Genomic DNA, 12645 nt, shown 5'->3' on the forward strand with positions numbered 1-12645 from the left:
GTCGTCGTCGCGGGCGGGGTGGGTCCTAGCGCGTGCCTGTCGGGCGCCGTTGCGAGTGGGGCCTTTGCGCGTGCTGTACGGGCGTCGTCGCAGGCGGGGCCCTCGCGCGTGCGGGTACGGTCGCCGTCGCGGGCACGGGCGCTGTCAGTGGCCGGTGCGAAAATCGGGGCCATGGACCACGGAACCCTCCACCTGCGACAGATCACGGCCCCGGGCGACGTCACTGCGGAGCTGAGGCGAGCGCTCGTCGAGTGCTGGGTCGAGGTCACCAACGCCGGCGGGGCGGCGGGGTTCCCCTTCCCGCCCGTCGACGCGGGCGAGGTCGCGCCCGTGGTCGATTCCCTCGTCGCGGGGCTTGCCCCCACCACGAGCCGGCTCGTGGCCGCGTCGCTCGACGGCGCTCTCGCGGGATGGCTGAACGTCCGGCGCGACCCCTTCGAGCTCATAGCGCACTGGGGGACGCTCCACCACGTCCAGACGCGGACCGGCCTGCGGGGCCGTGGCATCGGCGCGGCCCTCATGCGTCATGCACGGGACATCGCGCGTGACGAGATGGGACTCGAACAGCTCCGCCTGGCCGCACGCGGCGGCGCCGGACTTGAGGACTTCTACGGCCGCCTGGGCTGGCAGGAGACCGGCCGGTGGCCTGGCGCGCTGCGCTTCGGCCGGGGCGACGACCGCGACGAAGTCCTCATGATCCTCACGCCCCTCTGAGGACGAGTCTCCTGCCGGGCGGGCCGCGACGGGAGCCTGTCATCGGGGCGCGCCGCGTTGTCAGTCCCGTCTGGTAGGAATTTGGCTGTGAGCAGCGAGAACGAACGGCAGGGCGGGGGCGCCGAGGGCGCCGGGCCGGAGCAGCTTGCGCTCATTCGGGAGACGGTGCGCAAGGCCAAGGTGCCCAAGGCCAAGCCGCGGACGTGGCGGGGGGCGGCGCTCGCCAAGGAGCTGCCGGTCGCCCGGGTCGTGGTGAACAAGGGCGTGCTGCACCTTGACCAGTTCTTCGACTACGCGGTCCCCGAGGAGCTGGACGGCGAGGCCCAGCCGGGTGTGCGGGTCCGGGTCCGTTTCGGCGCGGGCGCGCGCAATGTGCGGGGCGGCCGGCGCGAGGGCGGCGGCCTGATCGACGGGTTCCTCGTCGAGCGCCGTGCCGACTCCGACTACTCCGGCCCGCTGGCCGCGCTCGCCAGTGTCGTCTCGCCCGAGCGGGTGCTCAGCGCGGACACGCTGTCGCTGGCCAGAGCAGTGGCCGACCGGTACGCGGGCAGTCTCGCCGATGTGCTGCAACTCGCGGTCCCGCCGAGGAACGCCAGGGCCGAGGCCAAGCCGTCGCCCGAGCCGCCCGCGCCGCCGGCCGAGCCGGAGCCCGGGACCTGGGAGCGATATCAGCAAGGGCCCGCCTTCGTACGGGCGTTGGGGAGCGGCGGATCGCCCAGGGCGGTGTGGACCGCGCTGCCGGGGCCCCACTGGGCCCAGGAGATCGCGCGGGCCGTCGGGGCCACTCTCGCCTCGGGCCGCGGCGCCCTCGTCGTCGTCCCGGACGGGCGCAGCGCGAGCCGGGTGGACGCGGCGCTGACCGCGCTGCTCGGCGAGGGAAGGCACGCCCTGCTGACCGCCGAGTCGGGCCCCGAGCGGCGCTACCGGCAGTGGCTCGCGGTGTGCCGGGGCGCGGTGCGGGCCGTGGTCGGCACCCGCGCGGCGATGTTCGCCCCCGTGGCGAACCTGGGGCTCGTCGTGGTGTGGGAGGACGGCGACTCCAGCCACAGCGACGACAACGCGCCGTTTCCGCACGTACGGGAAGTGCTTGAACTGCGGGCCGCGCACGACAAGTGCGCCTTCCTGCTGGGCAGTACGAGCTGCACCGTCGAGGCCGCCCAGCTCGTGCAGAGCGGATGGGCCGCCCCGCTCGTCGCGGACCGGACGGTGGCACGCGCCGCCGCCCCCCTCGTACGCACCGTCGGCGACGGGGAACTGGCGCGTGACGAGGCGGCCCGGGCCGCCCGGCTGCCGAGCCTCGCCTGGCAGGCCGTACGCGAGGGCCTGAAGAGCGGTCCCGTGCTCGTGCAGGTGCCGAGGCGGGGGTACGCGCCGCGGCTCGCCTGTGCGCGCTGCCGTACGCCGGCCCGGTGCGGCCGGTGCGCGGGCCCACTGGAGGCGCCGGACGAGCGGGCGCTGCGGTGCGCGTGGTGCGGGACGGCGGAGGCCGACTGGCACTGCGCCGAGTGCGGCGCGCACCGGCTGCGCGCCCAGATCGTCGGCGCCCGGCGGACCGCGGAGGAACTGGGCCGCGCCTTCCCGGCGGTGCCGGTGCGCACCTCGGGGCGGGACCACGTCCTGGACAGTGTGCCGGGACAGCCCGCGCTCGTGGTGTCCACGCCGGGCGCCGAGCCGGTCGCCGACGGCGGCTACGCGGCCGCGCTGCTCCTCGACGGCTGGGCCATGCTCGGCCGGCCCGACCTGAGGGCGGGCGAGGAGGCCCTGCGGCGCTGGATCGGGGCGGCCTCGCTGGTGCGGGGCCAGGAGGAGGGCGGCACGGTGGTCGTGGTCGCCGAGCCCACCCTGCGTCCCGTGCAGGCGCTGGTGCGCTGGGATCCGGTCGGCCACGCCCTGCGCGAACTGGCCGAGCGGGCCGAGCTCGGTTTTCCGCCGGTCTCGCGGATGGCCGAGGCCATCGGCCGCCCCGAGGCGGTCGATGCCTTTCTGCGGGCGGCCCAACTGCCGCCCGACGCGCAGGTGTTGGGCCCCGTCCCGCTGCCGGTCGCCGACCCCGGCAGGCCGCGCAGACCCGGTGATCCCCCGGCGGGGGAGCAGTGGGAGCGGGCGCTGGTGCGGGTGCCGCCGGGCAGCGGCGCGGCGCTGGCCGCCGCCCTCAAGGCCGCCCAGGCCGCACGGCTCGCCCGCGGCGGCGGCGACCCGGTGCGCATCAGGATCGACCCGCCGGACATCGGCTGACCGCCGGAACCCGGCGGTGCCCTGCGGCACGCCGCACATGGTGTGCGCCCCCTGCGGTGGGGCGGACCCGGCGGTGCCTCTGCGGCACGCCGCACATGGTGCGCGTCCCCGCGGTGCGGCGGACACGGCTGTGCCCCCGCGGTACGTACGGACGCGAGGGCACGAAAGGGCGGAAGCGGGTCAGCCGTTGCGGGGACCGGGGAACGCGCTGGTGCGGACCTCCTCGCGAAGGGCGTGGCTGCTCGCCGTCGGCTGGGGGGGCATCGAACGGGCGGCGGGGACGGCGGGCATGGGGGACATCGGGGGCAGCGGCGGCAGCGTGCGGGTCACCGCGGTCTCGGCCGGACGCTCGGCGTCGGCCTGGCCCGAGGTCTGGGCGGTCGTCCGGCGGGACCCGTAACGGCGGTGCACCGCCTGCTTGGTGACGCCGAGCGCGGAGCCCACCGCGTCCCAGGAGAAGCCGAGGGAGCGGTCGAAGTCCACGGCGGCGGTCACCAGGGTCTCGACGCTGTCCCGCAGCTCCTGGGCGAGCCGCACGGTCGGCGCCGGGGCCCGCCCGTACACGACGAAGCCCGTGGAGGGACCGGAGCGGCGCGGGCGGTAGACGTTGCCCAGCTGCGCGGTGAGGGTGCGCAGTGCGTCCACCTGCCGGCGGACCCGCTCGATGTCCCGCACCAACAGGTGCAGGCTGGCCCGCGCTTGGGCGTCGTGGGTTGCGTGGTCGGCCATGAGCAAGCCTCTCGAACCGGCGATGAAAGGGAGGGTGAAAACGGTACTGATACTGCGTGATGCCAAGTTGTGCCGTGTTGACGTGGTGCGGGTGCGGAAAGCGCGCGGGCCGCACAAGCGGCCCGGTCAGGTCAATCTCTCTTGACCAACGCGCTACCGGCTGTTGTGGTCACGCTGCGGGGGCGTATGGGCATATGCACAGGGCGCACGAGCCGTCATGCGCCCCTGCCGGTCGGCCCTCGCCGGGGGCGCGGGCAGCGCGGGACACCTGTGCGTACGCCCGCCGCCCGGGGCCCATAGACTGAGACGCTGCTCTCGACAAAGCGAGGTAACTCCCAGTGAAGCTCGTCTTCGCAGGCACCCCCGAGGTCGCCGTCCCCGCCCTGGACGCCCTGATCGCCTCCGGCCGGCACGAGGTCGCCGCGGTCGTCACCCGGCCCGACGCACCCGCCGGGCGTGGCCGCAGGCTGGTGGCGAGCCCGGTCGCCGAGCGCGCCGAGGAGGCGGGCATCGAGGTGCTCAAGCCCGCGAAGCCGCGGGACGAGCAGTTCCTGGCCCGGCTGCGCGCGATCGCGCCCGACTGCTGCCCGGTCGTCGCCTATGGCGCGCTGCTGCCCAAGGTCGCGCTCGACGTTCCGGCACGGGGCTGGGTCAATCTGCACTTCTCGCTGCTGCCCGCCTGGCGCGGCGCCGCGCCCGTGCAGCACGCGGTCATGGCGGGCGACGAGATCACCGGCGCCGCCACCTTCCTGATCGAGGAGGGCCTGGACTCGGGGCCGGTGTACGGGACGGTCACCGAGGAGGTCCGGCCCACGGACACCAGCGGCGACCTGCTGACCCGGCTCGCGTTCGCGGGCGCCGGTCTGCTCGCCGCGACCATGGACGGCATCGAGGACGGCTCCCTTAAGGCCGTTCCGCAGCCCGCCGACGGGATCTCGCTCGCCCCGAAGATCACCGTGGAGATGGCGCTCGTCGACTGGGCGGCCCCCGCGCTGCGGGTGGACCGCGTGGTGCGCGGCTGCACCCCCGCGCCCGGCGCCTGGACGGTGTTCCGCGGCGAACGTCTCAAGCTCATCCAGGCGGCCCCCGTCACCGACCGCACCGACCTCGCGCCCGGCGAGCTCTCCGTCGCCAAGAACAACGTGTACGTCGGCACCGGTTCGCACGCCGTGGAACTGCTCTGGGTCCAGCCGCAGGGCAAGAAGCCGATGCGCGGGGCCGACTGGGCCCGCGGCGTGCGCATCGCCCCGGGTGAGCGCGTGGGGGCGGCGGACGTACGCTGAGGGGGTTCGCCCCATCTGATCCGCGGAGCACCTTTCACGTGAACGATTCGCCACGTCGCAGCCCGAACCCCCACGCGGCCAAGGCCGGCAAGCCGTACCGCCGGCCCAAGAAGGACCCGGTCCGCATCCTCGCCTTCGAGGCGCTGCGGGCCGTGGACGAGCGCGACGCGTACGCCAACCTCGTGCTGCCCCCGCTGCTCCGCAAGGCGCGCGAGGGCGGAAACTTCGACGCGCGGGACGCGGCGCTCGCCACCGAGCTCGTCTACGGCACGCTGCGCCGCCAGGGCACCTACGACGCGATCATCGCGGCCTGCATCGACCGGCCGCTGCGCGAGGTCGACCCGCCCGTGCTCGACGTCCTGGCACTGGGCGCCCACCAGCTGCTCGGCACCCGGATCCCGACGCACGCCGCGGTCTCGGCGAGTGTCGAGCTGGCGCGGGTGGTGCTCGGCGACGGGCGGGCCAAGTTCGTGAACGCCGTGCTGCGCAAGATCTCCGCGGACGACCTCGACGGCTGGCTCCAGAAGGTCGCGCCCTCCTACGAGGACGACGCCGAGGACCACCTCGCCGTGGTCCACTCGCATCCGCGCTGGGTCGTCTCCGCGCTCTGGGACGCCCTCGGCGGCGGCCGGGCCGGCATCGAGGACCTGCTGGAGGCCGACAACGAGCGGCCCGAGGTGACCCTGGTCGCCCGTCCGGGCCGCTCCACCACCGATGAACTCCTCGACGCGCTCGGCGAGGAGGCGGCCCTGCCCGGCCGCTGGTCGCCCTATGCGGTGCGGATGGCCGAGGGCGGCGAGCCCGGGGCCCTCGACGCCGTACGCGAGAACCGCGCGGGCGTCCAGGACGAGGGCAGCCAGCTGGTGGCCGCCGCCCTCGCGGGCGCCCCCGTCGAGGGCCGCGACGAGCTGTGGCTCGACGGCTGCGCGGGCCCCGGCGGCAAGGCCGCCCTGCTGGCCGCGCTAGCCGCGGGCCGCGGCGCGACCCTGCTCGCCTCCGAGAAGCAGCCGCACCGGGCCCGCCTCGTCGAGCGCACGCTCGCCGGCAATCCCGGCCCGTACCAGGTCATCGCGGCCGACGGCACCCGCCCGCCGTGGCTGCCCGGGTCCTTCGACCGCGTCCTGATGGATGTCCCCTGCTCGGGCCTCGGCGCCCTGCGCCGCAGGCCGGAGGCACGCTGGCGCCGGCGGCCCGAAGACCTGGAGGGCTTCGCGCCGCTCCAGCGCTCGCTGCTGCGTGAGGCCCTGTCGGCGGTGCGGATCGGCGGCGTGGTCGGGTACGCCACCTGCTCACCGCATCTGGCCGAGACCCGGATCGTCGTCGAGGACGTCCTCAAGGGGCGCGGCGGCGCCGAGCCCGTCGAGGCCGAGTGGATCGACGTACGCCCCCTGATGCCCGGCGTCGCGGGCCTGGGCGAGGGCCCCGATGTCCAGTTGTGGCCGCATCTGCACGGCACCGACGCGATGTACCTGGCCCTGCTGCGGCGCACCGCCTGACGGGACGGCGCCCCGCGACCGCGGGGTGTCGCCTCCCGCACACCCAGCGCCACCCTCTCGAACTCCGCGCCCGCATACGGCAGTTGGGGCGCGTCACGGTTCGGCCGCCACCGCGCCGCCGGGGCGCAGAAGAGGTTCCGGTCGTGGTGCCCGCGCGCGAGCGATCATGCGTCGAGACCCCGGCCCCACGCCAGGATCGCCCGCCTCGCCCGGATCCGGTCAGGCTTCGCCCCGCACCGTGGCAGGCAAGTCGCCCAGGGCATGGCAGGCTTGGGGCATGGCTCAGATCAACCCCAGCATCCTCTCCGCGGACTTCGCCCGGCTGGCCGAAGAGGCCAGGGCCGTCGAAGGCGCCGACTGGCTCCACGTCGACGTGATGGACAACCACTTCGTGCCCAACCTCACGCTCGGGGTGCCCATCGTGGAATCCCTGAGCAGGGCGACGAACACGCCGCTCGACTGCCATCTGATGATCGAGGACCCCGACCGCTGGGCCCCGCAGTACGTGGAGGCGGGGGCCGGCTCGGTCACCTTCCACGCGGAGGCCGCCGCCGCCCCCGTACGGCTCGCCCGCGAGATCCGGGCCAAGGGCGCCCGCGCGTCGATGGCGCTGAAGCCCGCCACCCCGATCGAGCCCTACGAGGACCTGCTTCCCGAGCTCGACATGCTGCTGATCATGACGGTCGAGCCCGGCTTCGGCGGCCAGTCCTTCCTCGACATCATGCTGCCGAAGATCCGCCGGACCCGTGAGCTGATCGTCAAACACGGACTTGAACTGTGGCTCCAGGTCGACGGCGGCGTCTCGGCCTCCACCATCGAGCGCTGCGCGGAGGCAGGAGCCGATGTCTTCGTCGCCGGCTCCGCCGTCTACGGCGCCGAGAACCCGGCCGAAGCGGTGCGCGGCCTGCGCTCCCTGGCCGAGCGGACCACGGCTGGCGCGCCCTGGGCGTGCGCGCACTGAGCCGCCACTGAAGGAACGGAACCCGCCGGGGCTGATCAAGGACCGTGGGATCTGACAGGATGAACAGCGAGTCCGGTGCGTGAACAGCAGTGTGAACAGCAGTGAGGAGATCGCGGTGTCTGCAATGTCGGCGGGTCGGTCAGCCCTGCGGATGGGACCCGCGGAGCTGGTGCAGGCGGCGGCCATGGCCCGCCGCTTCTACCTGGAGGGGAAGTCCAAGATCCAGATCGCCGAGGAGTTCGGCGTGAGCCGCTTCAAGGTGGCCCGGGTCCTGGAGACCGCCCTGGAACGCGACCTCGTACGCATCGAGATCCGCGTACCGGCCGAGCTGGACGCGGAGCGCTCCGACGCCCTGCGCGCCCGCTACGGACTGCGGCACGCGGTCGTCGTGGAGTCGCCCGCCGAGGGTGAGGAGAGCTCGCCCGACCCGGAGAACCTGGGCGAGGTCGCCGCCGACCTGCTCGGCGAGCTCGTCAGCGAGGGCGATGTGCTCGGCCTCGCCTGGGGCCGCTCCACCATCCACATGGCCGCCGCGCTCGACCGGCTGCCGCCGTGCACGGTCGTCCAGCTGACCGGGGTCTACGACGCGGGCACCGCCGAGCGGGGCTCCGTCGAGGCGGTGCGCCGGGCCGCCCAGGTCTCCGGCGGCGAGGCCCACCCCATCTACGCCCCGATGCTCCTTCCCGACCCGGCCACGGCCGCCGCGCTGCGCAACCAGACCGGGATCGCCCGCGCCTTCGAGTACTTCGACAAGGTGACCGTCGCCGCGGTGTCCATCGGCTCCTGGGAGCCCGGCATCTCCACCGTGCACGACATGCTCAGCGACGAGGAGCGGGCGCACTACGCCTCGCTCGGCGTCGCCGCCGAGATGTCCGCGCACCTCTTCGACGCGCAGGGCCGCCGGGTCGGCCGTGACCTGGGGGAGCGCTGCATCACCGTCGAGGCGGACCGGCTGCGCCGCATCCCGGAGGTCGTCGCGATCGCCGGGGGTCAGCGCAAGGCCGCCGCCATCGACGCCGTCCTGCGGTCGGGGCTCGTCACGAGCCTCGTCACGGACACCGCCGCCGCCGACTTCCTCCTCAACGAGACGGGCTCCAAGCCCCGGCCCGCCCTGGACCGCGCGGACCCGGACGGCGTCTGAGACACCGGACGGGCCCGGGGCGCCGAGGGCGAAGAGCCCCCGGCGCCCCGCGCCTCACGTGCCGTACACCCGCTCGGCGTTGCCGGCCGACACCAGCGCGGCCACGCGGTCCGCGTCGGCGGCCGACCACGCCCCGGACCCGGTCCAGCCGTTCAGGAGCTGGTCAAGGGCCTCCCGGTAGAGCCGCGCCCCCACCACGTACAGCTCCGCGAGGCCGTACGCGTCCGTCGAGAACAGCAGCTTGCCGAACGGCGCGAGCTCCAGGAACTCGGCGAGCACCGCGCCGGCCCGCGCGCCGGTGTGCCCGAGCGAGAGACCCACGTCCGCATACACATGCGGGTGGACGTGCGCCAGATAGCCCGCGTTGCGGTGGTACGGGTAGCCGTGCAGCAGGACCAGCCGGCAGCCGGTCGGGCGCACGGCCCGGATGAAATCGGTGAGCAGCAGCGGATCGCAGCGGTGCAGCCTGAGGTCGGGGTCGCCGAACCCGGTGTGGATCTGGAGCGGCAGCCCCGTCCCGGCCGCCGACCAGAGCAGATGCCGCAGCAGCACGGGCGAGGTGATCCGCCCCGCCCCTTGGGCCAGCCAGTCGGCGGTGGCCGCGCGCAGTTCCGCCGGACCCGGCGGCTCGGGGGCGACGTCCAGGCCGTAGCGGTACCCGACGACCGATTTGAACCCCGCGGCGGTGTCCGCCGCCGCGCCGACGGCATCGGCGAGCACCGCCAGGAACTTGTCCGGATCCCGCACCCCCTCGGCGGTGCGCTCCGCCAGGTGTTCCAGGCGTACGATCTCGCGCGCCTGGGCCCCGCCGAGGCGGGCCAGCTCGGCCGGACCGGTCAGATCGCCCGGCAGACCGGTGTCCACCAGATACGTACCGATGCCGGTGGCGCTCAGGAGCAGCCGGTTGGCCTCCTCGGCGCCGAGTTCGCGCCGGCGCGCCAGATAGCGCTCCGGCGGGCAGTGCGGTTCGAGGCCGAGCAGCGGCGGGCACCAGCGGCGCACCGCGAAGCCCAACTGGGTGTCGAAGAAGCTGGTGCCGGGCGCGGCCGGCGCGTCGGACTCGGTCAAAAACGCCTCGAAGGCGGCCGCGTCCGGATCGGAGCGCAGCACGCCATGGCAGTGGTGGTCCACCAGCGGCAGCACTCAGTACCTCCCGCGGGTGGCCTCGGCGATCTCCTGCGGGGTACGGCCGGCAAAAAGTTCCGTCTCGGCCCGGCGCACCGCGGCGATCGCTTCGAAGAGCGGGTCGCCGAGCGCTTCGCGCAGCACCGCCGACTTGGTGAAGTGTTCAAGGGCCTCGGGCAGCGAGGCAGGCAGCCGTTGCGCTCCCGTGTCGACGGGGTCGCCCGCCACCGGCTCGGGCAGGCGCAGCTCCGCGTCGAGCCCGGCGAGCCCCGCGGCGATCACCGCGCCGGTCACCAGATAGGGGTTGGCCGCCGGGTCGAACGACTTGACCTCGGCGTTCGCCGCGTCCTCGGCGCCGGGCGGACCGGGCACGAACCGCAGCGCCGCCTCCCGGTTCTCCGCTCCCCAGCACTGGAAGGCGCCGGCCCAGCGCGAGGGCGCGAGGCGCAGATAGCTCGCGGGGCTCGGGGCGCCGATGGCCAGCAGCGCGGGCAGCGCGTCGAGGATCCCGGCGAGGAAGCCCTCGCTGGTCGCCGTCATCGCCGAGGACCCCGCACCGCCCCGGCACAGATTGCGGCCCTTGTGCCACAGGCTGAGGTGGAGATGGCCGCCGTTGCCGACGCCCTCGGGGTCGATGACCGGACCGAACCAGGGGGTCAGGCCGTGCTGGAGCGACACCGCCCTGATCGTCTCGCGCACCAGCACCGCGAGGTCCGCCGCGCCCACCGGATCCGCCGGCGCGACCGACACCTCGAACTGGCCCGGTGTGTACTCCGGGTGGATCTGCAGCACCTCCACGCCCTGCGTCTCCAGCGCGCCGAGCACATCGCCCACGTACTGCGCACGCTCGACGACCCGCGCCATTCCGTACGCGGGTCCCGCAAGCGGCGGGTCGAGGACCCACTCCGTCTCGAAGCCCATCCGCAGCTCGATGCCGCGCTCGGCCGCGCGCTCGGTCATCCGGCGTGCGAACCGGCGCTGGCAGGCGGTGTACGGCTGCCCGGACTGCTCGAAACGGTCGGCGGGCGCCCACGCCCAGCCGGGCTGGGCGGCGAGCACGGTGAGCCGGTCGAGGTCGGGGATCAGACGCAGATCGCCGTCGGGGCCGCCGATGTGCGCGCTGGTGGTGACCGAGTCGTCCACCAGGTACACGTCGAAGACCGGCGACATGCCCACGCCCCGTGCCGCGACCTCGGCGAGCCGCGTGGTCGGCACGACCTTCACCCGGGTCAGACCGGCGACGTCCACCCAGGTCAGCGCGACCGCCCGCACCCCCTCCGCGGTGAGCCGGGCAGCCGCGAGTCCGGCTTCCTGCGCCCGTCGTTGTGCCTGCTCCCGCTGCCCCGCATCGTGACCCTGCTCCACCGGTTCAGTCCCTCCCGTCGCGGTCGGGACCCCCCTCGTCCGGCCGGAGCCGAGAACTCGGGGCAGCGATCACCGCCGCGACCGTGTCCGCTTCCGAGGCCCTCTTGTCCTCGCGATAGCGCACTACCCGTGCGAAGCGCAGTGTCACCCCTTCCGGGTAGCGTGATGATCTTTGTACGCCGTCGAAGGCCACCTCGACGACGAGTTCCGGCCGCACCCGCACACCCCACGGCTCCTCGGCCACCGTCAACTCCCGCAGCCGCTCGGTCTGCCAGGCGAGCAGCGCGTCGGTGAGACCCTTGAACGTCTTGCCCAGCATGGCGAACGTGCCGTCCTCGCGGCGCGCCCCGAGGTGCAGGTTGGAGAGCTTGCCGGTGCGCCGGCCGTGGCCCCACTCGGCCGCGAGGACCACCAGATCGAGGGTGTACACGGGCTTGACCTTCAGCCACGACGAGCCGCGCCGGCCCGCGGCGTACGTCGAGTCGAGCGCCTTGAGGACCACGCCCTCGTGCCCGATGTCCAGCGTCTTCGCGGCGAACTCCTCGGCGCCGCGCCGCTGTTGGGGATCCGCCGGATCCCGCACCACGTACCGCCGTACGCGCCGGGGCTCGGGGGCGATGCGGGCCAGCTCCGCCTGCCGTTCGTGCACCGGCAGATCGAGAAGGTCCCGCCCGTCCACCGACAACAGGTCGAAGAAGACGGGGGAGAGCGGCAGCCGGTCCTGGGCGCCCGCGACGTCGAGGCGGGATCCGACGCGTCCGGCGATGTCCTGGAAGGAACGGGGCCGCCCGTCGGGGCCGAGCGCGATCACCTCCCCGTCGAGCACAGCCCGTTCGGCGCCCAACTCCCGTGCCGCGGCCACCACTTCGGGCAGCCGCTCGGTGATCTCGTCCAGGGTACGGGTGAACACCCGCACCACGTCCCCGCCCTTGTGCACCTGGGCACGGATGCCGTCGAGCTTTTCCTCGACGGCGCAGGGGCCGAGCCGGTCCAGCGCATCGGCGACGTCCTTCGCGCTGTGCGCGAGCATGGGCAGGACGGGCCGCCCCACATCGAGCCGGAACGCGGCGAGCGCGGCCGGATCGCCCGCGAGCAGCGCCTGCGCCACCGTGCCGAGCGAACCGCCCAGCATCACCGCGCGCCGCACGTCCGCCGCCGGGGCGCCGGCCGCCGCCGCAAGCCCCTCGACGGCCGCCGCGTCCAGCGCGCCCTGCCGCACCTCACCGATGATCAGCGCGACCAGGAAGTCCTGCTCCTGACGGGTGGCCGCCGCCATCAGCTCGCCGACCAGTCGCCTGCGCTCGCCCTGTGCGCCCTTCCCGGCCACGGCCGAGAGGGCGTCCAGGCGCTCGTCGACCTCCCGGACGGTCAGGCCGGGCGTAGCGGCCGGCGCCGGCCGGTCCTTGAGGGTGCTCCAGCCGAGCCCGGTGCGCCGCTGCGGGAGCCGCCCCGCCAAATAGGTCACCACCAGCGGCGCCTCGTCCGGTTCGGTGGCCGAGAACAGCCGGGCCAGCAGCTCGGATTTCCGCGAGCGGGAGGAGGTGGCGGCGATTTCGGCCGAGGTTCTGGCCACGTCGGCGAGCAGCATGCCTCCAT

Annotated in this window: 10 protein-coding genes; 6 read left to right on the forward strand and 4 right to left on the reverse strand. The window is 74.5% G+C overall.

The features are described 5' to 3' along the window. The first annotated feature begins 171 nt into the window (after positions 1–171). Both ACGFW5_RS16975 and ACGFW5_RS16980 read left to right on the forward strand, forming a co-directional pair. Positions 172–714 (forward strand): GNAT family N-acetyltransferase, encoded by a 543-nt coding sequence (locus ACGFW5_RS16975; protein ID WP_393835001.1) that lies wholly within the window; start codon positions 172–174, stop codon positions 712–714. An 87-nt stretch (positions 715–801) separates the two neighbouring features. Continuing rightward, entirely contained in the window at positions 802–2949 is a 2148-nt protein-coding gene (locus tag ACGFW5_RS16980) for a primosomal protein N' (protein WP_393835002.1), read from the forward strand. Positions 2950–3129: 180 nt separating this feature from the next. On the opposite strand, the gene ACGFW5_RS16985 is transcribed toward ACGFW5_RS16980, so the two are convergent. Next, complete coding sequence (locus tag ACGFW5_RS16985) at positions 3130–3678, reverse strand: hypothetical protein (RefSeq protein WP_393835003.1); 549 nt, start codon at positions 3676–3678, stop codon at positions 3130–3132. 338 nt (positions 3679–4016) lie between these two features. Between ACGFW5_RS16985 and fmt the strand changes: the two genes are divergently transcribed. The 4 genes from fmt (at position 4017) to ACGFW5_RS17005 (ending at position 8559) form a co-directional block, all read left to right on the forward strand. Further along, entirely contained in the window at positions 4017–4961 is a 945-nt protein-coding gene (gene fmt / locus ACGFW5_RS16990; RefSeq protein ID WP_393835004.1) for a methionyl-tRNA formyltransferase, read from the forward strand. 38 nt (positions 4962–4999) lie between these two features. Further along, complete coding sequence (locus tag ACGFW5_RS16995) at positions 5000–6457, forward strand: RsmB/NOP family class I SAM-dependent RNA methyltransferase (protein ID WP_393835005.1); 1458 nt, start codon at positions 5000–5002, stop codon at positions 6455–6457. Between the two features lie 277 nt (positions 6458–6734). Continuing rightward, positions 6735–7418, forward strand: a complete 684-nt coding sequence (gene rpe / locus ACGFW5_RS17000) for a ribulose-phosphate 3-epimerase (RefSeq protein ID WP_393835006.1) — start codon at positions 6735–6737, stop codon at positions 7416–7418. Positions 7419–7509: 91 nt separating this feature from the next. Continuing rightward, the gene (locus tag ACGFW5_RS17005; RefSeq protein ID WP_393835082.1) at positions 7510–8559 is read left to right on the forward strand and encodes a sugar-binding transcriptional regulator; all 1050 of its coding nucleotides are present in this window, start codon (positions 7510–7512) and stop codon (positions 8557–8559) included. A gap of 54 nt (positions 8560–8613) precedes the next feature. On the opposite strand, the gene ACGFW5_RS17010 is transcribed toward ACGFW5_RS17005, so the two are convergent. Genes ACGFW5_RS17010 through ACGFW5_RS17020 form a run of 3 tightly spaced genes read right to left on the reverse strand, consistent with a single transcriptional unit; the run spans position 8614 to position 12637 of the window. Then, positions 8614–9702 (reverse strand): amidohydrolase family protein, encoded by a 1089-nt coding sequence (locus tag ACGFW5_RS17010; RefSeq protein WP_393835007.1) that lies wholly within the window; start codon positions 9700–9702, stop codon positions 8614–8616. Continuing rightward, positions 9703–11049, reverse strand: a complete 1347-nt coding sequence (locus ACGFW5_RS17015) for a glutamine synthetase (protein ID WP_393835008.1) — start codon at positions 11047–11049, stop codon at positions 9703–9705. A gap of 4 nt (positions 11050–11053) precedes the next feature. Next, complete coding sequence (locus ACGFW5_RS17020) at positions 11054–12637, reverse strand: ATP-dependent DNA ligase (RefSeq protein WP_393835009.1); 1584 nt, start codon at positions 12635–12637, stop codon at positions 11054–11056. Positions 12638–12645: the final 8 nt, after the last annotated feature.

The organism is Streptomyces sp. NPDC048416 (assembly GCF_043200435.1).
Lineage (GTDB): Bacteria > Actinomycetota > Actinomycetes > Streptomycetales > Streptomycetaceae > Streptomyces.

Excerpts from the sequence above, each read along its gene's own strand:
- rpe (WP_393835006.1), top strand. The coding sequence starts at position 6,735 with ATGGCTCAGATCAACCCCAGCATCCTCTCCGCGGACTTCGCCCGGCTG.
- ACGFW5_RS17020 (WP_393835009.1), bottom strand. The coding sequence starts at position 12,637 with ATGCTGCTCGCCGACGTGGCCAGAACCTCGGCCGAAATCGCCGCCACC.
- ACGFW5_RS16985 (WP_393835003.1), bottom strand. The coding sequence starts at position 3,678 with ATGGCCGACCACGCAACCCACGACGCCCAAGCGCGGGCCAGCCTGCAC.
- ACGFW5_RS16975 (WP_393835001.1), top strand. The coding sequence starts at position 172 with ATGGACCACGGAACCCTCCACCTGCGACAGATCACGGCCCCGGGCGAC.